The sequence below is a fragment of the Streptomyces sp. NPDC050743 genome (assembly GCF_044456925.1).
Taxonomy (GTDB): domain Bacteria; phylum Actinomycetota; class Actinomycetes; order Streptomycetales; family Streptomycetaceae; genus Streptomyces.
Genome location: NZ_JBITGJ010000058.1, coordinates 1 through 21,252, shown reverse-complemented (window position 1 = coordinate 21,252; position 21,252 = coordinate 1). Strand labels below are relative to the sequence as shown.

The window sequence follows — 21,252 nt, the reverse complement described above, 5'->3', positions numbered from 1 at the left end:
ACAGGTTGCGTGGTGTCACCCAGTGGGCTCGCGGCCTGCGCGGCGATGAGGGCAGCGCCGCGATCGAGGCCGCCATCGTCCTGCCGTGTCTGATCATGTTCGTCTGCCTGGCCATCGCCGGCGGACGCATCGTCACCTCCGGCTCGAAAATCGATGCCGCGGCACAGGACGCGGCCCGGGAGGCCTCCATTCACCGCACGGCGGCTTCCGCCCAGAATGCCGCGCAAGCTGCGGCCGCCGAGTCCCTGAACGATCAGGGCATCCGTTGCGCGTCGACATCCGTCCGCGTCAACACGGGCGGTCTCAGCGTGCCCATCGGGCAGGTCGGCGCGGTCACCGTGACCGTGACCTGCACGGTCAATCTGTCCGACCTCCTGCTTCCAGGCGTCCCAGGAGCGAAAACGCTCACCGCATCGGCGACCTCGGTGGTGGACCAGTACCGGATGAGAGCTCTTGGGTTCGCGAATTCTGACGTGTCATGGGTGCCGAACCGAAGTGTGGGTGCTGAGCAGTGAGCGCGCGGGAATGCTTGGGTTCACGTTCCGTGCGGCGAGCGCGCTCGAGCTCTTGCTTGGCAGGCTGCTCGTGCTGTGAGCCAGACGGCCTCAAATTCTCCGGCGGCGAGGTCTTGTGGCTCGTGTGCGTCCCACTCGTGGACCGGAATCTCCGCAGTGAAGCCGAACGTCGCTTCGTAGTCTCGAAGGGTTCCGGCCTGCTGGGCGGCTTCCCCTTCGGCCAACGACGCTGCGGCGACGGGCTTCTCGAGCGGTCCTTCGAGTTCAACCTGGCGAGTGACCCAACCGTCGGCGTCGACCTCGAAGTAGAACCAGGTGTCTTCCTCGGCCCAGTAGCTGCGGAACCAGCGTGTCATGGCGTCATTGTCCGTGATGGCGTCGCCCTCGCCTATTCACAGATCTTGCGTCCAGACCCCGACGGGGTGTTCGTCGGGGTTCAGCGACAGCCGGGGTTGGCGGCCCAAGAGATCTTCTCCACCGGGCTCCCAGGGAAAGGCTCCGTCGCGGTTGGGCCAGACGACCTGGAGGAACGGGAACGGTGGCTTGCGGTAGTAGCCGATCGCAGTGCCGAAGAACGCCTTGTACCAGCGGTAGTCGACCGATTTAAGTACGACCGGGACGCTTGCGACGTCGTGCCGCTCCGTGTCTGCCTCCAGAGCTTGTCCTTCGACGGCTCGCTGGCCGAGATCGTTGAGGACTGTCTGCATCAGGCCGATGTCCAGGCCGAACATCGCAAGCTCGGGTATCCGGTGCTGGTGCCACAGACCGATGGTGTAGGCCCAGCCCGGTCCCTGGTCGTCGGCGGGGATCATCATGACCTGCCAGCCGTGCTGATGGATTGTGTCGACGGTCGATTTGGTGCGTGGGTCCAGTTCGTTGACGTCCTGGCAGACGACGCAGTGGCAGGCGGTGTGACCGGTGGGCATAGCCGTGAGGTTACGGCACCGGATGGAATAGAGATGCTTCAGAAACTCCACTCCACCAACGCAAGCCTCCTGGCCAGCACCAGAGCACGACCTGCAGGGATGGCCACTGCCAACCCTACGGCTTTTCCGACACAGGGGGGGATGGATGATCTTCCGGCAGATCTGTCTGCGCCGGACGCGGCCGGAGGACCGGGGAGGCGTCACCGTGTTCGTCGCCGTGTGCGTCATCGCGCTGATCGGGATCATCGGCGTCGCCGTCGACGGCGGAGCCAAGATGCGTGCCACGCAACGCGCGGACTACATCGCCGGCGAAGCCGCACGGGCCGGCGGGCAGGCCATCGACCCTGCCGACGCGATCAGCGGAACAGCGATCGTCGTGGACCCGCAGGCCGCGTCCGCCGCCGCCCGCGCCTACCTCAACTCCGCCGGTGCCACCGGCACCGTCAGCGTCTCCGGCGACGGCAAGACCCTCACCGTCACGGTCACCGGCAGCTTCGACACGACATTCCTGTCGGCGGTCGGGATCGGCTCGCTGCCAGTGACCGGCCACGGCACGGCCACCCTCCTGCACGGCGTCACCGCACCCGACGAAGGACACTGATGCGCACGCCCACCACCCCCTCCCCCGCCACGGCAGCCGGCCGCAGCCTGGCGCGGGTCCTCAAGGCCGGCATCAGTGTGCTGGTCCTGGCCGGCGCGGTCGCCGGGCTGCCGCTGCTTTTGGCGTGGGCCACCCCCGTCATCTGGGCTGCCACCCACGACGACGCCCGGCACCTGCTGGATGGGCAGGACACCGGCAGCCTCTTCCTGCTGCTGCTCGTAGCCGTGGGCTGGACCGGGTGGGCGCAGTTCACGTTCTGCGCCCTACGCGAACTCATCGCGCAGGTGCGGGGCCTCACCTGGCATGCCCCGCGCGGGATGGGCGCCGCGCAGCGCGCCGCGGCCCTGTTGATCGGCAGCATCCTCGTGCTCCTGCCGACGGGTTCGGCGCTGGCCTCCGATGCCCAGGCCTCCCCCGCCACCGCCAAGGCGCGCGTGCCCGGGCAGGCCCAGCCGCCGCAGGCCACCCAGGCGCAGCAGGGTAAAACGCCAGCGACATCCGGCACGACGTACACGGTGCGCCAGATGCGCCCCGCGGAGAGCTTGTGGGGCATCGCCGAGCGAGAGTTGGGCGACGGCGAGCGGTGGCGGGAGATCGCCGATCTGAACGAGGGCCGCACCATGACCGACGGCACGGTCTTCTACGCGAACAGCTTCCTGCAGCCCGGCTGGCAGCTGCAGATGCCCCAAACGGCCGCGGCCGTGGGAGGCGTCCGTACACAGCTGGGTGCCAGCACGCCGGCGGCCGAGGACAAGGGTGGGCACGTCGTCACCGTCCACTCCGGCGACTACCTGTCGAAAATCGCAGAAAGAGAGCTCGGCGACGGCGACGACTGGCCGCAGCTGTTTAAGGCCAGCCGGGGCAAGCCGCAGCCGCACGGCCTGCCCACCATCACCGACCCGGACGTGATTTTCGCGGGGCAGCAGGTCACGGTGCCCGCGGCCCGCCCCGGCCAACCGGCCGAAGACCGCCACGAGGGCGGGGAGTCGGGCGGCCAGGAGACCCCTCCCGCCATCCCCCAGACTCCCCACGGCAAGCAGAAACCGGGCGGCAACGCGGGCGATGCACCAACGTCCGCGCCCAGCCACACCACAGCGCCGGCACCCACGTCGTCAGCGCCCACACCGCCCAGTCGCCCCGCCGAGCAGCCGGGGCAGCAACAGTCCTCACCGGCGCAAACGCCGTCCGCGAAGCCCGAACCCAGCACCAGCACCTCGGCTTCTGCCACCTCCCCGTCAGCATCAAAATCGTCCGGCTCCGCTACCCCCTCCCCCGCCCCTCCCCCGCCCGCGACCCCGGCGACAGCCCCGGCAAGCAGCAGCCCACTGAATCTGCGCATCGTGCTCGGCGCCGGCGCACTGCTGGCGGCCGCCGTCACCGGCGCCCTGGCCCTGCGCCGGACGCTGCAGCGCCGCCGCCGCAAACCCGGAGAGAAAATCGCCCTCACCCCGGAAACCTCCCCTGCCGAGGCCCAGCTGGCGGCGGCCGCCGAACCGGCCGGTGCGGCCCGCCTGGATGTGGCGTTGCGGACCCTGGCCCACCACCTGGCCCAGCAAGAGGGGACCGACGCGGTCCTGCCACCGCTGCGGGCCGCCCGCATCGGAACCCGCGCACTTCGAGTGCTGCCCGAGGACCACGCCAAGGACCCCCTGGCTCCCTTCACCACCGCACAGGGCGGCTGGTGGATCCTGCCCGCCGACGCCGTCCTCCTGGACGAGAAGGCCGCCCGCGACGTACCGGCACCGTATCCGGGGCTGGTCACGATCGGCACCACCGAGGCCGGCGACCTGCTGCTGCTCAACCTCGCGCAGCTGCCCGCACTGCTGCTGGACGGCAACCCGGTCCACATCACCGAAGTGTGCACCTCGCTCGCCCTGGAACTCGCGATGAGCCCGTGGGCGGCCCAGGTCGAGGTCGTCATCGTGGGGTTCGGCGAGGACCTGCCGCAGCTGCTGCCCACCGCGCGGATCGCCCACATGCGCCAGCCCGTGCACGCGCTACGCGACCTGAGCGAACGGCTACTGGAAGCACACCAGATACCCGAAACCCGGCAGCAGCCCTATCTGCTGCTGTGCGCCTCCACACTCGCCGAGGACACCGCCTGGCAGCTCGCCGACCTGATCGACAAGGCGGGCGCTGTGCCCGTCACGCTGATCGCCCCGGCCGGCACGGCAGCCGCACACTTCCCCGAAGCGGAAATCCTCAACGCCTCCCTCAACGCCCCGCAGCACCTCGACCACGCCGGCACCGACATCACCGTGCAGCGCCTGGAACACACCGCCTACCAGCAGATCACCACCGCACTGAAAGTCTCCGGACAGCCGCCCCACCCCGCCGAAGGCCCCTGGGAAGACGTCCCGGACGAGCTCGACAGCGTGCAACAGCCCAAACCGGCATCGCCGGCGGAGTCCCCGCCCGCAACCACTGCCGCCCAGATCCCGTCACCGCCGGCGGCAACCGAGGTGAGCAGCGAGGCCTTCCCGGCGCTGCTCGCCGCCAGCACCGATCCGTCCGCACTCCGCCTCCTTGCCCCCACCGCATCGTCGACCCAGTCCAACGACGACACCGGACCGGGCACCGAAGCAGCGGTATCCCCGGCCCCAGCATCCCCGGCCGCTGCCAACTCCACCGACGCGGCGAAAGCTGCAGAGGCTGACGCCCCAGGGACCGCCCTCGAGGAGCCCGCGGCGCCGGAGGAGGAAGAGTGCGAGGCGCAGGACCCGCACGCCCCGGAGATCCGGGTACTGGGGCCGGTCGAGGTGACGGGCGTGGACAACACCGGCCACGGCCCCAAAATGGCCCAGCTCGCCGCCCTGCTGTACTTCCGCCCTGGACGCAGCGGCCACGTCCTGTGCGCCGACATGGACCCCGTCCACCCCTGGTCGACCACCACCCTCAACGCACGCATGCAGGGCCTGCGCAGCTGCCTGGGCAGCGACACAGCCGGCAACCCCTACGTCCCGCGACGCAAGACCGGCGACGACCCCTACCGGCTCGCCCCCGGCGTGCGATGCGACTGGACCCGCTTCCTCCACCTCGCCGAACACGCCCTGCCGCGCGGACCAGCAGGCCTGCCCGACCTGGAAAAGGCGCTGTCCCTGGTGCGGGGCAAACCCTTCGGCGGCCGGCCCCTACCCTGGGCCGAACCCCACGCCCAGGAAATGACCACCCGGATCATCGACGTCGCCCACACCGTGGCCACCCACCGCACCCCGCCAGGCCCCCACCACGACCTCCACGCCGCCCGCCGAGCCGTCGCCACCGGCCTCGACGTCGACGAGACAGCAGAACTGCTGTACCGGGACTGGATGCGCCTAGAAGCCGCACGCGGCAACCGGCAAGGACTACACACCGCCATCACCCGCCTGCAACAGGTCAACCAGACACTGGACTGCTCACTGGAGACGGAAACCACGCAGCTCATCAACGAGCTCCTGGGCAGCTCCGGCACGACAGTGCGCATGTAAATTCCGCAAAAGGGTGAGCAATTCCGGGTGACCATGCGCATTGCCTGAGCATTTCCAGGCGATCATGAGCACACCTACACCGACACCCCAGGGGGTCTGCAGGGATGTCGGCGAGTATCTTGAGCCGGGTCTACCCACACCTCGGGCTACGTCTCGCACTGGTCCAACCGGTCCCCGGTCCTACTCGCCCATATGCTCCTCGCGCAGCAGACGGCGGCCGAGATCGTCCGCCCACTCCTGGGCCCAGGACAGCAGGTCATCGATCAGTTCCGGGCTCGCGCCATACGCCTCGAATTCGGCGTCGTCGACCCAGGCGAGTCCGGTCAGACGGGACTGCAGGGACTCGAGATCGAAGCGGTCGCGGGCGTGGCGACGCCCGAAGTCCTCGAGGTCGGTGATGGTCCAGCGGCGCGAGGCGGCGAAGGCGTCCAAGGCGTCGCGAGCCAGGCCTCGCTCGGCGAGTGCGCGGACCTTCGTGCCTACGACATCCTCCTCCGCGAGCACCGGCCCGTAGGCACTCGCGGCGACCGGCCTGGAGAAGACCTCCTTAAGAATGTCCACCTCACACGTGTCCCCGCTCTCAGGGCGGAGGTCCGTGGCGTTGAGCCGGGCGGAGAGCGGGGCGATCTCGATCACCTGGATGTGCCAGCCGCGTGCAGTCAGCCCCTCGGTGAGGGTACGGACGATTTCATCCATCGGTGCGGGGTTGTCGGTGGCGACATCGAGGTCCTGACTCGGGCGTGAAAGGAGTTCATGGGCCTGGACGGCGTAGCCGCCGGTGATCACCAAGGGGTAAGGGGAACCGATGGCCAGGACGTCCGCCAGCAGGCGGGCGTGCAGAGCGGGGAGTTTCACGCGGCCGCCGAACCCCGGTGTGCGCGCCGTCGGGCAGGCGGGTGGGCAGCCGGAACGTCGGCCAAAGCCCGCAGCTCCGGGAACGCCTCTTCCCACACACCGCGGACCGTGGTCGACACCAGGCTGCGCAGTGTGGGCCACAGCTGCAGGAGGGTGTCGCGGTCCAGCAGGCTGCATAGGTCCTCGCGCATGCCTTCGGCGAGGACGGTGCGGTACAGACTCATGCGCTGGCGTTCGTTACCAAGGTCGAAGGCGCGCAGTCCAGACCAGACAACCGTACCTGGCGGCTTAACGACTCCGCGGGCGGGACCTCGCAGTTCCGCGAGGGAGTCGGGCAGCCGGCGCCGGAACTTGTCCCGGTACAGCTCCACGTCCGCGCCACCGGGGCCCGCGGTGGCGCGGGCGGAGGCCTGCGCGGGAGCGGGGTACTGCGGCGTGGCTGACATGCCCCCATTATGACGGCTGCCGCGCAAGGCCGAAGGAAGAGGGAAGGAATCCCACGGATCGGTCGGGGAGAGTAAGCGCAAAGAGCGACATCCGTCCCAGCCCTCGGGCGGTCTCTGCATTCGACCGCGCCTGCCCGGGGACAGATCGCTCGTCGACGATCCAGTGACCTCGGTTGCGCAGACGAGGTCAGGGCCAGCCGTGACAGCGTCGAGCGACGCATCTACCGCCGGCACGACCTGACCCTATTGGCCTCGGCCCTTGCCCAGCTCGCCTATGCCCTGGACACCTACGGCGCTCCCATCGACTACGCACGGCGCCGGGCCACCTTCACCTACGCCTCCCTCGCCTTCGATCACCACGCCTTCAAACGGCTCTGCGCCCAGCACGGCTGGAGAACCGGACAACAGCACCGCATTTCCCTGCTTCGCTGGTACCTGCTGATGCTGCTGACCGGCGAGATCCGCCCTCCGCCCAGCAACGCCAACACCCGCTTCGCCTGGAACTGAACCCAGTTCCGTTTCCGCGCGCCTCAAGCGCTTCGCTCGTTCCTCCGTCAGCAGGCCGAGGACAGCCTCGCCCGCCACGGCATCGACGAACCCTTGACCTGGGAACCCCCAGAGTCCTGGGTGACGGGGGTGACATGGCCCGGCATCAGCCCAACAAGCCTTGCTCCAAACGATGTCCGCGCCCTCCTGAGCGTGGTCACCTCTGTCCAGGAAGCCGGCGACGCACTCGGCCTGACCACCGAGCACATCCGCCTCTACTGCGACCTCGCGGGCATCAGTACGGCCACCCCCAGTGCCGCAATCGGCAACCTGTCGAACCAGCTCCCGCCCGAGGCTGTCGAGGTCCGCAAGGGCCTTCTTGCCCCCAGAGGAACTCCGTCCTGCGTTCCGCGCAATTCGGAGCTCATAGAGCCAGGGCATGCCAAGTGACCTGCAGTTTCGCCTCTTCGGCGCTGCAGACCGTTTTTCTAGGGCCTGATGTTTTCGCAGGTCAGGACAACTTCTGGCCCGGACCGCCAGGGGTGGGGTCGGCAGGCGACGCCTCGTGGATCAAGCCGGGTGCCACGATAGAGGGGCGGAGCCCTGCTCGACGCAGGAGTCAACGATTTGCCCCGGAATATTCGGTTTTGCTCGGTCGCGAGTTGCCGCATTTCTGGAACCTCGGCACACATCGACATCGCTCTGACCTTGGCGTTTCTCTATGCCTAGAGAAACGCCCCACCAGGCCCCTCGGGAGCGTCTCCGCAGGTCAGGGGGCCTATCGTTGCTCTAGGCGCGTCGAATTACGCGGAACGCAGCTCCGCGACCCCTACGAAAACCAACAACGGGAACTCGCGCACATCGCCCGGCTGGCGTCCTGCAACCCCGACACCGTCCGCGCACTGCCGGTCCACGACGAAGTCCCGCTGCGCCCGCAGGCCAACCGACTGCCACCACGTCCCGACATCACCCGCGAATGGCTCCACCACGAGTACGTCGAAAAGCGGCGCACCATGGCCGAACTCGCCCGCGAACGCGGCGTCAGCCACTACCACCTGACCACCCTGGCCAGAAAATGGGACCTTGCGATCCGCAGCACCGAACGCCGCTACAACGCCATCGGCCACCTCGACCTGACCTGGACCCCGTCCCCAGCCATGCAGGCCGTGACCGCATCCCCCACCGCACTCGACCGGCTACGAACCCTGATCCAAATCCCCGGCCACCCCACCGTCGCCGCTGCCGCCCGAGCCATCTACGACGGACGCAACGGCGCCCTCAGACAACGCATCACAAAGATCGAAAAGGCTGCCGGATTCCAAATCATCGACCGCTCCGCCACCCCCTCGCCCCCACCCCACGCGGACACGACTTCCTCCGCGAGGCCGTCGAGATCCTCCGCATCGCCGACAAGGCCCGTCCGAAATCCCAGTAAGCCCCGGAACAGGGGCGCCGGGAGGGGGAAACCTGGCTGCTTTCGCTGCGTGACGCACGCGCAGTCTGGATCATGGGAACGTGGAGGATTGGTCCGACTGCTTCGATCCCGACGAGTTGCGCATCCGTCTCGACGTGGCGCTGGACGAGAACGCAGAGCTACACGAGGAGATCGCCCGGCTGAGAGCTGACAACGCCCGGCTGTGCAGCCTCCTCGACCGAGACATCCAGACCGTACCTGCCGGCACGCCGCCCGTTCCCGAGCCCGTGCCGGCACCGGCCCCAGCCAGGGCCGGTGGGCTGCCGTATGCGGATGCCTCCTCCAGCACCGAGGCGAAGATCACCCTGTTCAGGGCCCTGTTCGCAGGCCGCGAAGACGTCTACGCAAAGCGGTGGGTCAGCGCCAAGTCCGGCCGGACCGGCTGGAGCCCGGCCGAGGACAACCCGTTCCACAAGAACAAGGCCGACGAGGACCGGGTCTTCTGGCCGCTGACCGACGAGACCATCTACCGCCACCTCGACCCGACCCGGCAGGGGCGCAGCGAGCTGCACATCGGCCTGTATCCGCTGCTGGCCGACGACACCTGCCGCCTGCTGGCGTGCGACTTCGACGGCAAGAACGGCAGCGACTGGCGCGCCGACGCGAGCGCGTACGTCACAGCCTGCCACGAGGCAGGCATCCCCGCCGTCCTGGAGATCTCCCGGTCCGGGAAGGGCGCGCATGTGTGGACGTTCTTCACCGACCCGGTCGCCGCAGCCACCGCCCGCGCCCTGGGGATGGCACTGCTGCGCCAGGCGATCGACGCCCGCGGGCAGATGACGCTGTCCAGCTACGACCGGCTCTTCCCCGCCCAGGACTTCCTGCCGACCCAGGCCAAGGGCAGCTTCCGGTTCGGCAACCTGATCGCGCTACCACTGCACGGAGTCTCCCGCGCCAAGGGCACCACCGTCTTCGTGGACCCCGGCACCTGGGAGCCGTACCCAGACCAGTTCGCCCACCTGTCGCTAACCGAGCGGCTGGCCCCGGCCGATGTGGAGGCGTTCGCAGGCAAGCTCGGCCCGGTCAAAGCCGGTCCGTCCACGACCACCCCTCAGCTGGGTGCCCGGCCTCGTCGCAAGGCCCTCGGCAAGGCACCCGCGCGCGTTGAGGCCCGGCTCTCGGCGATGCTGGAGATCTCCACGACCGGGCTACCGCCGCAGCTGCTGGCCGCACTCAAGCACGCCGCGTCGTTCCACAACCCGGAGTTCTACCGCAAGCAGAACCAGCGCTTCTCCACCTGGGGCACCCCGCGCCTCATCTGCTGCTTCGACGCCTCCGATCCCGACTGGCTCAAGCTGCCCCGCGGCCTGGCAGACGAGGCCGCCCAGCTCATCGCCGACGCCCGGGGCGCTCTGACCATCACCAGCGACCTGCCCGAACCCGCCCCGATCACTGCCCAGTTCACCGGCGTGCTCACCCCCACCCAGCACCAGGCCGTGGATGCGATGGCCAAGCACCCGGCGGGCACCCTGGTCGCGCCGCCCGGCTCCGGCAAGACCGTCATGGCCTGCGCCCTGATCGCCCGCCACCGCACCCCGACCGCGGTGATTTTGAAGGCTCCCCTGCCTGAAGGGAGGGGAGCCTTCAATGACGTCACCAGAGCAGCAATAGGGCGGCAGCGAGTGCGACGGTCAGTACGGCGCCTGCAGTCAGTGGTCCTCCGGTTCGGCTGGCGGCGAGAAGTCGTTCGTGCCTGATATCGGCTGCGGCGTTCCGGTAGCGCACTGCGGAGTAAGCCAGCTCAGCCGCTCCGACAGCCATTAGTAGAGCGCCTGCGGCCAGTGAACGGGTACGGCTGTCGTCGACGAACTTGGCCACGGCCAGCCCTAGCGCCATCACGTTTGCCGATGTGCGCAGCCATGGGAGGTAGGTGCGGTCGTTCGCCAGATGATCTCGGGCGTGGGATGGATCTGTGTCGTCCCCGGGGCGTTCCTTACCCATGGCTCGCTCTCCTGCTGGAGGCCGCGGCGATGCGCATTTTGTAGCGGTCGCCGAAACCGAGCGGGATCGAAGGTGCCGCTTGGAAGAACTTCGAGCATAGTGGCGATATGGGCATATGGGGCAAACGGGACGACATGATCGTGCACCAGACCGAGCCCTACAACGCTGAACCACCTCCCGGCGCGCTCGTGGACCTGGTCACCCCTCTGGACACCTTCTATGGCCGCAACCATGCCCCGATCCCCCGCGTGGACGGGGCGAGCTGGCGGCTACGGGTGGACGGCACGGTCGACCGCCCGCTGGAATTGTCGCTGGACGAACTGCGGCGTCGCTTCCCTGAACGGAAAGTGCTTGCCACTTTGCAGTGCGCGGGCAACCGTCGCGCCGACCTCATGGAGTTCCGCGACATACCCGGCCAGGTCTCCTGGGGCCCGGGAGCCATCTCCACGGCATGGTGGACCGGTGTGAGCTTGGCCGATGTACTGACCGAGGCAGGGCTGCAGGCGGAAGCGGCCCACATCGCCTTCACCGGTGCTGACATGTCACAGGAGACCGACCCACCACAGCCCTTTGGCGCCTCCATACCGGCGGTCAAGGCCACCTCCAGCGAGGTGCTCCTGGCCTGGGCGATGAACGAGAAGGCTCTTCCTGTCGCGCACGGCGCTCCGCTGCGCGCCGTCGTCCCGGGCTACATCGGCGCCCGCAGCGTCAAATGGCTCCAGCGCATCACCGCACAGACCGAGCCGTCCGACAACCACTTCCAGTGGGAATACAGCCTGCTGCCTCCCGAGGCAGACCCCCGCAAGGCAGGACCAGGCGACGGCATCACGCTCGGGCCGGTCGTCATTCACATCGCCATCCTGCGGCCCGGCAAGGGCGCCCAGCTGCCGTCCGGAGCTACCGAGGTCGCCGGCGTGGCCTTCGCCGGCGACGACCGCACCGTGACACGCGTGGACGTGTCCGCCGACGGCGGCACCACGTGGGTCCACGCCGATCTGAACGCACCGGACAACCCGTGGACGTGGCAGCACTGGCGCGCCACGCTCATGCTCCCGGCGGGGGAGACGGAAGTCCTCGCCCGCGCCTGGGACTCCGCCGCAGCCGTACAGCCCGAGTCCCCAGCGACGGTCTGGAACCCAAAGGGCTACGCCAACAACGCCTGGGCCCGCCTCCACGTCACCTGCGACCGCTGAAAGGCGGGCGGCCAGGCCGCAGATCCCGACGACACGACGGTGAACCCGCGGACACCTCCGCACCGCTCATCTTTTAAGACCCGGCTTGACGGAGCGTGGCGCGCGAAGTCAGGTGCTCCAGCAGGGCAAGATCGACCTAGGTAAGCAGCGGAGAGAGCCGCGAGGCACTGTTCGCCTTGGAGGAGTCAGCGGAGACGTTGCGTGATCCGCCCTCCAGCGGAGCGCGGACCGGGATCTGGCGCGACTGCCGCACGCGACTCTCCGTGAGCGGTGTGATACTCCCTGAGGCGAACCCGTTCGTCGTGATCGGGCTGCCTCAGCTCACCGCCACCCCGTACGGCTGGGTGCCCACGGTGACCGTCGCGGCGACCTTGTGGGATGCGGAATCGACGACGGCGAGGGTGCCCGCTCCCTGGTTGGTCACGTAGATCGCGTCGTCGGCGACCGCCAGGTTGAACGGGTCGGTGCCGGGCGGGCCGAGGGCGATGGTCGCCGAGACGTGTGTGGTGCCGGTGTCGATCACGGAGACGTTGCCGGGTCCGAGGTTCGCGGAGTAGGCGTAGCGGCCGTCAGGGCTGATGGCGACGTCGAAGGGACCTGTGCCGACGTTGACGGTGGTCGCCTTGCCGCTGTCGGTGGCGATGGCGAGGACGTGCGTCCCGACCTCGTCGGCGACGTAGGCCGCCTTGCCGTCCTTGGTGACGGCGACGGCCACCGGGGAGCGACCCGCTGGGAGCTGCCGGGTGACCTGGTGGGTGCGCGTGTCGATCACCGACAGGGTGCCCGATCCGGCGTTCGCGACGTACGCCTGGGTGCCGTCGCGGCTGAGGGCCACGTTCACCGGGGACCTGCCGACGGGAATGGTGGCTGAGGCCCGCTGGGTATGGGTGTCGATCATGGAGACGGTATTCGAGGTGCCGTTGGTGACGTAGAGGGACCCGCCGTCCGGGCTCAAGGTGACTCCGGTGGGGCTCTTGCCGACGGGCACCGTGGCGACGGTCTTGTAGGTGTGGGTGTCGAGGACCGAGACTCGGGCCGAGCCGCTGTCGGCGACGTACAGGCGTCTGCCGTCCTTGGCGACCGTCACGCCCTCGGGCGCCCTGCCGGCCTGCACGGTCGCGACCACCTTGTGGGTGTGGCCGTCGATCACCGAGACGGTGTCGTCCTGCTGGTTGGTGACGTAGACGCGGCTGTCCGCGCGGGCAGCCGCAAACGGCAGGTCCGCGGCCACCGTGTGCACGGAGGCGGTCGGCACACAGAGGACCACCAGCGCGGCAACGCCCACCGCGAGGACCGGCCGTGGTGTCCTGCCGCGGCCTCGGCGGCTCGCTGTTGGGGTCCGCGCGGCAGACAACATCTCGCCTCCTGTGCGCAGTGCCGTGGTCCGGGCCGGTATCACGTAAGCAGCCCGCGGGCGTAGTAGTCACTTTTGTCCCGGACGCCTGGGAGCGCGAAGAAGTAGCCTCCGCCCCGAGGGCTGATGAAGGGCACCAGGGCTTCGCCCTGCAGCCGGGTCTGCATGGTGATGTAGGTGTTGAGTTCCTGCTGGAAGCAGTTGAACGCGTGTCCCATGTCGAGCTCGGGAAGGTTGGGACTGCGGTCGTAGTCGAAGCTCCGGCGCAGGATGGTGCTGGTCGCCGCGGTCTCCGGGGTCTGTGGGTTGGCAAGCCGGATATGACAGTTGAGCGGGGCGATGAGTCCCTGGGGGTCGTTCGTGTAGATGGGGTCGAACTTGTCGTTGTCGTTCTCGCCCAGCGCGTACAAAGGGGCGCCGCTCGCCTTGCGACGGCCGAAGATGCGCTCCTGCTGGGCGACGGGCACCTTCTGCCACGCCTCGATGAAGAAGTGCACGATACGCACCACGTGATAGGTGCCGCCCGCGGTCCAGGCCGGTTCGGCGCTCTTCGGCTGGACCCAGACCGCCTGGTCCGTCTGGGAGGCACTGGTGGTGTCGACGTTGGAGATGCCGTCCTTGAAACCGAACCAGTCGCGCCGGACACCGACGGGGCGGTGCGGATTGCGTGAGCTGCCCCGGGTGTCGTGGAGTCCGGTGATCTTGTTTCAGGCGGCCTGCGGGGTGCGTTCCTGGCTTCGCCAGAAGTCGCGTTCGTACTCGGCGGGCGGTACGTAGTCGAGCGCGGAGTGCAGGCGCTCTTCGTTGTACCAGGTGACCCATTGGAAGATCGCTCGCTCGACTTGGTCGAAGCCGGTCCAGGGGCCCTGCATCTCGATCAGTTCGGCCTTGAAGGTGCCGTTCAGTGCCTCGGCCATCGCGTTGTCATACGAGTCCGCGACGGAGCCGACCGATGCGGAAGCGCCGATGTCGGCGAGCCGGTCGGTATAGCGAATCGACACATATTGCGAGCCCCTGTCGCTGTGGTGAATGAGGCCGGAGTCTGTCTTGATCCTGCGTCTCCACAGGGCCATCTCCAGGGCATCCAGCGGGAGTTCGGTGCGCATGTGGTTCGCGACCTGCCAGCCGACGATCATCCGTGAGTACACGTCCAGGACGAACGCCACATACACCCAGCCCGACCAGGTGCGGACATATGTCATGTCCGCCACCCAGAGCTGGTTGGGCCGCGAGGCGGTGAAGTTACGGTCGACCAGGTCCGGCGGGCGGGGCGCCGACGGCTCGGGCACCGTGGTGCGGCGCCGCTGGCCGCGGATGACGCCCTCGATGCCCAGCTCGCGCATCAGTCGCTCGACCGTGCAGCGGGCCGCGTCCATGCCCTTGCGCCGCAGGGCGCGGGTGATCCGGCGGGCCCCATAGGTGGCCCCGGACTCGGCGTGGATCTCCTCGATCAGCGGCATGAGCTGTTCGTCGCGGAGCCGGCGGGAGGGCTTCGGACGCTTCTTGCGGGCGAAGTACGTCGACGGCGACAACTGGAGCACCCGGCAGACGGGATCGACCCCGAGGCCGCGTTCGCGCAGGTGGTCGATCACTTGCTCGGCCTCGTCCGGGGACGGTCGATCTCCTGGGCAAAAAACACGCTGGCCGCTTTGAGGATCTCGTTCGCCCGCTTCAACTCCGCGTTTTCTTTGCGGAGTTGCTTGAGCTCGTCGCGTTCGGCGGTAGTCAGCCGGTCGTCCCGCTCGCCGCTGTCGGCCTCGGCCTGGCGGACCCAGCCGCGCAGGGCTTCGGGATGGATGCCGAGATCCCGCGCGACATGTGCGACGGGCCGGCCGGTGGCCCGGACCTCACGGATTGCGCGCTCGCGGAGCTCGTCGGGGTATTTACGAGGTGCTGCCATGGTGCTGGTGGATCTCCTTCGCCAGGATCATAGCCCTGGCATCAGGGACTCCACGAAACAGGGGTCACTCCAGCTGGTTCAGTGGACGGTTGGGTGGGCGAGGTGCGCTGGATCGCCCAGAGCGTTGATCTTCTCGACCAGGCTCAGGAAGACGGGGCAATGGAGCCAGGCGGCAGGGGCGAGTAACTGGCTGCGGAATGACGAGTGTCGAGGGTCGCCGTCCCGATGAGTTGGACGACGATGCATCGTTGGGCGGGAGCAACTGCCGCATGTCCCTGAGCACGCTGATCGGGTTCGTCAGGCTCTCGGGTGCTTTCGGTTCCCGGACGGCAGTGGCTGGATCCTTGCTGACCTCCCTGGGGGGACCGACGCGCTGGCCTCGGTGAAGTGGTTCCAGAGGTTCACCGGCCGTCGATTGGTTAGAAGTCGGTGCCCGGCAGAACGGTGGTCCGTTCGGCGCGATCCGTTTGGCGTGAAGGCACCGCTTCAAGCCATAGCCAGCGAACATCGCTTTTGCATTACCTTGACATGGGGCCAGCTTGACCTGTTCATCCTAGGGTCAGAAGGCGCGACTGAAACGGGGGTTCATAGATGGGTGACGGCAAGGTCCCTGGCAAGGTGCTGGACATCAAGACCGCCGACATCAAGGCGGCGGCACCGGCCTTCCAGAAGGGCGCCACCGATCTGAGCAAGGCCCTGACCACTCTCATCAAGACCCTGGACGGCCTCGGCGAGCCCTGGGGCCACGATGATCAGGGCAACCAGTTCGGCGGTGTCTACAAGCCGCACCAGAAGTCGATCGAGAGCGCGGCGGGCATCCTGGTGCTCGGGCTGACGAGCATTCACGAGGCCATGGTGGACATGTCGGACGGGCACGTGGACAACGACAAGCTCGTCGCCGGCATGTTCAAGGAAGTGAAGACCGACAAGCAGAGCGACGGTGCCGGTGAGCGTTGAGGACAAGGCCCGGCACATCCTTCTCAAGATGGGCCTGTGGTGGCCGGAGGCTGACCCCGACAAGCTGCGGGACGCGGCGAAGGCGTGGCGTGCGTTCGCCGATTCGGTGGACGACGTCCGCGCCCCTGTGAACCGCAGTGCGTCGGGGATCATCCACAACAACACGGGTGAGTCGATCGAGGCGTTCCACAAGTTCTGGGACCGCTATGCCAAGGGCAAGGACGGCGGCTGGCTGAGCGACCTCGCGAAGTCCTCGCGGGACATGGCCAACGCCTTGGACAAGTTCGCCGGCGCCATCGACGACGCGATCAACAAGCTGTGGACGCGGATAGCCATCGACGCGGTCGTGATCGCGGGCGGCATCACGCTGGCCATCATGACCGCGGGCATCGCCTCGGGGGCGGCGGCAGCTGCAGCGGACGCGGTCATCGAGTTCGGCGCCACGATAGGCGTCGGCGTCTCCGCCGTGGTGGCCGACATCATCGGAGGTGCCTTCGCCGGCGTCGCGTTCGGTGGGGTCGAGTCGGTCACCATCGACGCTGCCGTGGCCCAGCCGCTGCAGATGGTGGCCGGTCTGCAGCACGGCTTCAGCCTGGACGAGGTCAACCAGGCCGCCAAGGACGGCGTGATCTTCGGCGGCGCGCTCGGAGCGGGCGGCGGCCTGTTGAAGGCGAGCATGGAAGGCGGCCTCGTCGACACTCCGACGCTGCTGCGCCCGCCGTCGCTCCGCCCGGACCTGGTTGATCTGGGCCCGGCGGCCCGTAACGCCGACGGCACGCCGTGCGTGGGTGAGCCGATCGACGTGGCGACCGGCGCGATGCTGATGACGCAGACGGACCTGTCCCTGCCGGCCGCTCTGCCCTTCGAGTTCACGCGCACCCACCTCTCCTCGTACCGGGGTGGCGTCTGCTTCGGCCCCACTTGGGTCTCCACCCTGGACGAGTGCCTTCAGATCGACGGCGAGGGTGTCGTCTTCGCCGCGGCTGACGGCATGCGCCTGGTGTACCCGGTGCCGGAACCGGGCGTACCCACCATGCCGGTCAAGGGCGCCCGCTGGCCGCTGGAGTGGGACGGCAAGCCGGACGGCGCGATGACGGTCACCGACCCGTCGACGGGCGTGACCCGCACCTTCGCCGCCCCCGTCCCCTCCCCGACCTTCGGTGTCTTCCACCTGGCGTTGGACTCCTGGAGCGACCGCAACGGCAACCACATCGACGTCGAACGCGACGACGAAGGCATCCCGTACGGTATCCGCCACTCGGGCGGCTACTACGTCGCCGTCGACACCCAGGGCCCCCGCATCACAGCCCTATGCCTGCTGGACGAGCCGCCATCCCGGTACCGCCCGGGCACCGCGACCGACGAGGGCACGGTCGTCATGCGCTACGCCTACGACCCCACCGGCAACCTCACCGAGGTCATCAACTCCAGCGGCGAGCCCCTGCGGTTCACCTACGACGCCGAGGGCCGCGTCACCCGCTGGACCGACCGCAACGGCACCTGGTTCGGCTACGTCTACGACGACCGCGGCCGGGTCGTCCGCACCGAGGGCGTCGAGGGCATCCTCTCCGGCACCCTGACCTACGGCGACACCACCCGCACCACCACCTACACCGACTCCCAGGGCCACGCCTCGGTCCACCGGTACAACGCCGAGGGCAAGGTGGTGGAGGAGACGGACCCGCTGGGGCATGTCACCTGCACGGAGTGGGACGAGTACGGCTTCCAGCCCGTCGCGGTCACGGATCCCCTCGGCCACACCACCCGGTACACGTACGACGACGCCGGCAACATCACCGAAGTCGCCCTGCCCGACGGCTCGGTGGCCCGGGCCGCCTACAACGCCTTCGGCCTGCCGATCGAGGTGGTCGAGCCGGGCGGCGCGGTCTGGTGGCACACCTACGACGACCGGGGCAACCTGCTCACGACCGTCAACCCCCTGGGCGCCGAGACCCGGTACACGCTCGACGACGCGGGCCGGCCGACCACGATCACCGACGTCCTCGGCCACACCCGCACCGTGACCTACGACCCGGCAGGCCTGCCCCTCACCCTCACGGACGAACTGGGCCACACGACGACGGTCCGCCGCGACACCTTCGGTCGCGTCGTCGAGACGACCGACCCGCTCGGCCACACCACCCGCCTGCGCTGGACGACCGAGGGCAACCCGTCCTGGCGCCAACTGCCCGACGGCACCGAGGAGTCCTGGACCTGGGACGCCCAGGGCAACCTGCTCACCCACACCGACCCCACCGGCCGCACCACATACCACACGGTGGGCCACTTCAGCGTGCCAGCCACCCGCACCGACCCGGACGGCGCCCGGTACGCGTTCACCTACGACACCGAGCTGCGCCTGACGACGGTCACGAACCCGCAGGGACTGACCTGGTCCTACACCTACGACGAAGCGGGCCGGCTCACCGCGGAGACGGACTTCAACGGCCGCACCCTCACCTACACGCACGACGGCAACGGGCGGCTCACCGGCCGCGCCAACGCCGCCGGGGAGACCCTGCGCCTCACCAGGGACCCGCTCGGGCGGGTCGTGGAGCAGCGCTCGCAGGCGGGCGAGGTGACGACGTTCGGCTACGGCCCCGACGGCGTGCTGTGCCGCGCGGCGAACGCCGACGCCGAGGTGGCGTGGGAACGGGACGGCCTCGGCCGGGTGCTGGCGGAGACGGTGAACGGCCGCACGACCACGTACGCCCACGATGCGGTCGGCCGCCGCACCCGGCGGGTGACGCCGTCCGGCCTGGCCTCGGACTGGACGTACGACCCGGCGGGCCGCCCCCTCGCCCTGCGCTCGTCCGCGGGCGCGCTGGACTTCACCCACGACGCCGTCGGCCGCGAGACCGGACGCGGCCTCGGCGGCCTCGGGACGCCGGTGAGGCTGACGCAGAGCTGGAGTGCGACGGGGCTGCTGACCGCGCAGCGCCTGACCGCCGCCGCGGACCGGCTCCTCCAGCACCGGACGTACGCCCACCGTGCCGACGGCCAGGTGACCGAGATCCGGGAGCTGACCTCGGGCACCCGCCGCTTCGAGCTGGACGGCGCCGGCCGGGTCACCGGTGTCCGCGCCCACGGCTGGAGCGAGACCTACGCGTACGGCCCGGCGGGCAACCTCGTGCACGCCACCTCGCCGGACCACGAGGCGGCGGGGGAGCGCCGGTTCGACGGCACGCTCGTCCGCTCGGCTGGCCGCACCTCGTACGCCTACGACGCCGAAGGCCGCCTCGTCCGCAGGACCCGCAAGCTCCTCGACGGACGCACCCTGGTGTGGACCTTCGCGTGGAACGCCGAGGACCGCCTGACCGACGTGACCGCCCCGGACGGCAGCCACTGGCGCTACACGTACGATCCGCTCGGCCGGCGCCTGTCCAAGCACCGGGTGGCCGACGACGGCACGGTGGCCGACCGTACGGACTTCGTCTGGGACGACCTGAGCCTCGCCGAGCGGACCGCGCCGGACGGCTGGGTCACCACCTGGGACTACGCGCCCGACGGTGCCCGCCCGGTCGCGCAGACCACGCACCGCCCGACCGCGCCGTCGGCCAACACGTCCTTCCTGGCCCAGCTGGCCCGGCAGTCGGACCCCGACGACGAACCCCGCTTCCACGCCGTCGTCACCGACGCCGTGGGCACGCCCACGGAACTGGTCACCGCTACCGGAGAGCTGGTCTGGCAGCGCCGCACCAGCCTGTGGGGCGCCCGGTTCCCCGGCCCGGAGGACGCCGCGGACGCGCCGCCGGTGGACTGCCCCCTGCGTTTCCCGGGCCAGTACGCCGACCCGGAGTCCGGCCTGCACTACAACCTCCACCGCTACTACGACCCGGAAACCGCGCGGTACACCAGCGCGGACCCCCTGGGCCTCCTCCCGGCCCCGGACCACCACGCCTACGTACCCAATCCGCTGGGTTGGAGCGACCACCTCGGTCTCGCCCGGAAGCCCCTGTCACCGTCCTCGAACCCGCTGGACTTCGGGAAGGGGTACACGGGGCGGCCTGATATCTTCCCCGTGGGCAAAACCGGAGTGGACGTGGAAATCCACGTCTACGACAAGGCGGACCGTGAGGTTGGGCTGTTCAACAGCCAGGGATGGTTCAACAAACACGGCATCAAGGCCTCGGACGTCCAGGTCCCGCCCAGCGTGGAGAACGCCATCAAGGGGCGGATGATCTACGAGCTGCGGAAGATCGGCCGTATCGGCCCCAAGGGGACCGAGGACATCTCGGGAGACAAGTGGAGGCGTCCGCCTCTCAACGCGGAAGGGTGCCAATGAAGTTCGTCACGGCTGTCTGGAAGCCCGAGCAGCACGGGTTCTGGTTGGATCCGCGGCCCTACCTCGCCGAACTTCCCAAGATCAGCGAACAACTGCCGCCCGGCGCACGGGAATTCGCTTGCGACCCGGCGCATTACGACATGGGTCACGGCAACACCCACTGCGTCAAGGACCTGGAGTTCTCCGGTGTCCAGGTGGCCACCGACAAAAGCGGAGGGCTGACCCTGGAGTTCGCCCCCAATCAGTGGAAGCACGACACCGGGCTGCGTATCAGCTACTCCGGCGTGACGCACTTCTCCATCGACTACAGGCATTCCATCGACTGGATGCTGGTCGACACCGTCCTCCTCGACGAGATCCTGCCCGACGAGGACGGCGGGTGCCTGCACGAAATCGCGCTCACCGACGCGTCGATCACCGTCCGGTGCGAGGATCTGCAAGCCGTGTGGGGGGACGCGACCTGAGCCCGTGATCACTTTCCGGTTCACCGTGCGGCCCGGCCAAGGCGACCCCCACGGGTTCGATATGGGTGACATGGTCGTCACCGGGGATTTCGGCACGGATGACTCGGTCGGCCACGTCCCCGATCAGGGCATGATGATCTACCTCTCGGTCGTTCACTCAACCGCTACAACACCCGACGCCGTCACTCCCGCCTCGGACACCGCAGCCCGATCGCCTACGAGACAGCGTCCGAAACAACATCAACTACGCTGACACCAGCCGCATAACCCGTGTCCAGGATTCGGGGTCAAGGCCCAAGGCCGGGTAGTTAACGATCTCCGTGTCACTGCAAGGGAGTTGGTGACCAAGTTGTGGCGGTGTAGAGGCCGGGGCCGATCTTGTGGATGA

General features: G+C 68.8%; 19 protein-coding genes. 10 read left to right on the top strand and 9 right to left on the bottom strand.

Annotation, left to right across the window (positions count from 1 at the left end; all coding sequences use genetic code 11):
* The first annotated feature begins 5 nt into the window (after positions 1–5).
* Positions 6–515, top strand: coding sequence for a TadE family protein (locus tag ACIBJF_RS36360; protein ID WP_399180335.1), 510 nt, complete (start codon positions 6–8; stop codon positions 513–515).
* A gap of 20 nt (positions 516–535) precedes the next feature.
* Here the strand turns inward: ACIBJF_RS36360 and ACIBJF_RS36355 are convergent, their stop codons facing one another.
* Both ACIBJF_RS36355 and ACIBJF_RS36350 read right to left on the bottom strand, forming a co-directional pair.
* Complete coding sequence (locus ACIBJF_RS36355) at positions 536–871, bottom strand: hypothetical protein (protein ID WP_399180333.1); 336 nt, start codon at positions 869–871, stop codon at positions 536–538.
* Between the two features lie 36 nt (positions 872–907).
* Entirely contained in the window at positions 908–1,441 is a 534-nt protein-coding gene (locus ACIBJF_RS36350; protein WP_399180331.1) for a DUF4262 domain-containing protein, read from the bottom strand.
* Between the two features lie 145 nt (positions 1,442–1,586).
* On the opposite strand from ACIBJF_RS36350, the gene ACIBJF_RS36345 reads away from it, so the two are divergent.
* Both ACIBJF_RS36345 and ACIBJF_RS36340 read left to right on the top strand, forming a co-directional pair.
* A complete protein-coding gene (locus tag ACIBJF_RS36345; RefSeq protein ID WP_399180329.1) occupies positions 1,587–2,042 on the top strand; it encodes a TadE/TadG family type IV pilus assembly protein in 456 nt (151 codons plus the stop codon).
* Positions 2,042–5,509, top strand: coding sequence for a hypothetical protein (locus ACIBJF_RS36340; RefSeq protein WP_399180327.1), 3,468 nt, complete (start codon positions 2,042–2,044; stop codon positions 5,507–5,509). Before ACIBJF_RS36345 ends, ACIBJF_RS36340 begins: the two co-directional genes overlap by 1 nt.
* 180 nt (positions 5,510–5,689) lie before the next feature.
* Here ACIBJF_RS36340 and ACIBJF_RS36335 read toward each other — a convergent pair whose 3' ends face one another.
* Positions 5,690–6,364 (bottom strand): nucleotidyl transferase AbiEii/AbiGii toxin family protein, encoded by a 675-nt coding sequence (locus ACIBJF_RS36335; protein ID WP_399180325.1) that lies wholly within the window; start codon positions 6,362–6,364, stop codon positions 5,690–5,692.
* Positions 6,361–6,810 (bottom strand): hypothetical protein, encoded by a 450-nt coding sequence (locus tag ACIBJF_RS36330; RefSeq protein ID WP_399180323.1) that lies wholly within the window; start codon positions 6,808–6,810, stop codon positions 6,361–6,363. Before ACIBJF_RS36330 ends, ACIBJF_RS36335 begins: the two co-directional genes overlap by 4 nt.
* A 246-nt stretch (positions 6,811–7,056) precedes the next feature.
* Between ACIBJF_RS36330 and ACIBJF_RS36325 the strand changes: the two genes are divergently transcribed.
* Entirely contained in the window at positions 7,057–7,317 is a 261-nt protein-coding gene (locus ACIBJF_RS36325; RefSeq protein WP_399180322.1) for a hypothetical protein, read from the top strand.
* Between the two features lie 192 nt (positions 7,318–7,509).
* Positions 7,510–7,746: a hypothetical protein gene (locus ACIBJF_RS36320; RefSeq protein WP_399180320.1), complete on the top strand. Its 237-nt coding sequence runs from the start codon at positions 7,510–7,512 to the stop codon at positions 7,744–7,746.
* Between the two features lie 353 nt (positions 7,747–8,099).
* Here ACIBJF_RS36320 and ACIBJF_RS36315 read toward each other — a convergent pair whose 3' ends face one another.
* On the bottom strand, positions 8,100–8,423 hold the full coding sequence (locus ACIBJF_RS36315) for a hypothetical protein (RefSeq protein WP_399180318.1): 324 nt from the start codon (positions 8,421–8,423) through the stop codon (positions 8,100–8,102).
* A 388-nt stretch (positions 8,424–8,811) separates the two neighbouring features.
* Between ACIBJF_RS36315 and ACIBJF_RS36310 the strand changes: the two genes are divergently transcribed.
* Positions 8,812–10,467 carry a TOTE conflict system archaeo-eukaryotic primase domain-containing protein gene (locus ACIBJF_RS36310; protein ID WP_399180316.1) on the top strand — a complete coding sequence of 552 codons (1,656 nt, stop codon included), beginning with the start codon at positions 8,812–8,814 and terminating at the stop codon, positions 10,465–10,467.
* Here the strand turns inward: ACIBJF_RS36310 and ACIBJF_RS36305 are convergent.
* Complete coding sequence (locus ACIBJF_RS36305) at positions 10,364–10,711, bottom strand: YidH family protein (RefSeq protein ID WP_399180314.1); 348 nt, start codon at positions 10,709–10,711, stop codon at positions 10,364–10,366. The genes ACIBJF_RS36310 and ACIBJF_RS36305 overlap by 104 nt on opposite strands.
* 107 nt (positions 10,712–10,818) lie before the next feature.
* Here ACIBJF_RS36305 and ACIBJF_RS36300 point away from each other — a divergent pair, with 107 nt between their 5' ends.
* The gene (locus ACIBJF_RS36300) at positions 10,819–11,904 is read left to right on the top strand and encodes a sulfite oxidase (RefSeq protein WP_399180312.1); all 1,086 of its coding nucleotides are present in this window, start codon (positions 10,819–10,821) and stop codon (positions 11,902–11,904) included.
* A 316-nt stretch (positions 11,905–12,220) separates the two neighbouring features.
* Here ACIBJF_RS36300 and ACIBJF_RS36295 read toward each other — a convergent pair whose 3' ends face one another.
* The 3 genes from ACIBJF_RS36295 to ACIBJF_RS36285 form a co-directional block, all read right to left on the bottom strand.
* The gene (locus tag ACIBJF_RS36295) at positions 12,221–13,189 is read right to left on the bottom strand and encodes a cytochrome D1 domain-containing protein (protein WP_399180310.1); all 969 of its coding nucleotides are present in this window, start codon (positions 13,187–13,189) and stop codon (positions 12,221–12,223) included.
* A gap of 110 nt (positions 13,190–13,299) precedes the next feature.
* On the bottom strand, positions 13,300–13,959 hold the full coding sequence (locus ACIBJF_RS36290) for a Dyp-type peroxidase (protein WP_399180395.1): 660 nt from the start codon (positions 13,957–13,959) through the stop codon (positions 13,300–13,302).
* 6 nt (positions 13,960–13,965) lie between these two features.
* A protein-coding gene (locus tag ACIBJF_RS36285) for an IS3 family transposase (protein WP_399180308.1) occupies positions 13,966–15,158 on the bottom strand; the annotation gives its coding sequence in 2 pieces (ribosomal slippage) (positions 13,966–14,894 and positions 14,894–15,158; 1,194 coding nt in all).
* Between the two features lie 591 nt (positions 15,159–15,749).
* Here ACIBJF_RS36285 and ACIBJF_RS36280 point away from each other — a divergent pair.
* The 3 genes from ACIBJF_RS36280 to ACIBJF_RS36270 are packed head-to-tail and all read left to right on the top strand — an operon-like array spanning position 15,750 to position 20,864.
* Entirely contained in the window at positions 15,750–16,115 is a 366-nt protein-coding gene (locus ACIBJF_RS36280) for a hypothetical protein (RefSeq protein ID WP_361291998.1), read from the top strand.
* Positions 16,105–20,400, top strand: coding sequence for a DUF6531 domain-containing protein (locus ACIBJF_RS36275; RefSeq protein WP_399180306.1), 4,296 nt, complete (start codon positions 16,105–16,107; stop codon positions 20,398–20,400). The genes ACIBJF_RS36280 and ACIBJF_RS36275 overlap by 11 nt, the downstream gene beginning before the upstream one ends.
* On the top strand, positions 20,397–20,864 hold the full coding sequence (locus tag ACIBJF_RS36270) for a hypothetical protein (RefSeq protein WP_399180304.1): 468 nt from the start codon (positions 20,397–20,399) through the stop codon (positions 20,862–20,864). Before ACIBJF_RS36275 ends, ACIBJF_RS36270 begins: the two co-directional genes overlap by 4 nt.
* The last annotated feature ends 388 nt before the right edge of the window (positions 20,865–21,252 follow it).

Coding starts and splice junctions, on each gene's coding strand:
- ACIBJF_RS36340 (WP_399180327.1), top strand. CDS start 2,042: ATGCGCACGCCCACCACCCCCTCCCCCGCCACGGCAGCCGGCCGCAGC.
- ACIBJF_RS36355 (WP_399180333.1), bottom strand. CDS start 871: ATGACACGCTGGTTCCGCAGCTACTGGGCCGAGGAAGACACCTGGTTC.
- ACIBJF_RS36280 (WP_361291998.1), top strand. CDS start 15,750: ATGGGTGACGGCAAGGTCCCTGGCAAGGTGCTGGACATCAAGACCGCC.
- ACIBJF_RS36305 (WP_399180314.1), bottom strand. CDS start 10,711: ATGGGTAAGGAACGCCCCGGGGACGACACAGATCCATCCCACGCCCGA.
- ACIBJF_RS36300 (WP_399180312.1), top strand. CDS start 10,819: ATGGGCATATGGGGCAAACGGGACGACATGATCGTGCACCAGACCGAG.
- ACIBJF_RS36330 (WP_399180323.1), bottom strand. CDS start 6,810: ATGTCAGCCACGCCGCAGTACCCCGCTCCCGCGCAGGCCTCCGCCCGC.
- ACIBJF_RS36345 (WP_399180329.1), top strand. CDS start 1,587: ATGATCTTCCGGCAGATCTGTCTGCGCCGGACGCGGCCGGAGGACCGG.
- ACIBJF_RS36270 (WP_399180304.1), top strand. CDS start 20,397: ATGAAGTTCGTCACGGCTGTCTGGAAGCCCGAGCAGCACGGGTTCTGG.
- ACIBJF_RS36350 (WP_399180331.1), bottom strand. CDS start 1,441: ATGCCCACCGGTCACACCGCCTGCCACTGCGTCGTCTGCCAGGACGTC.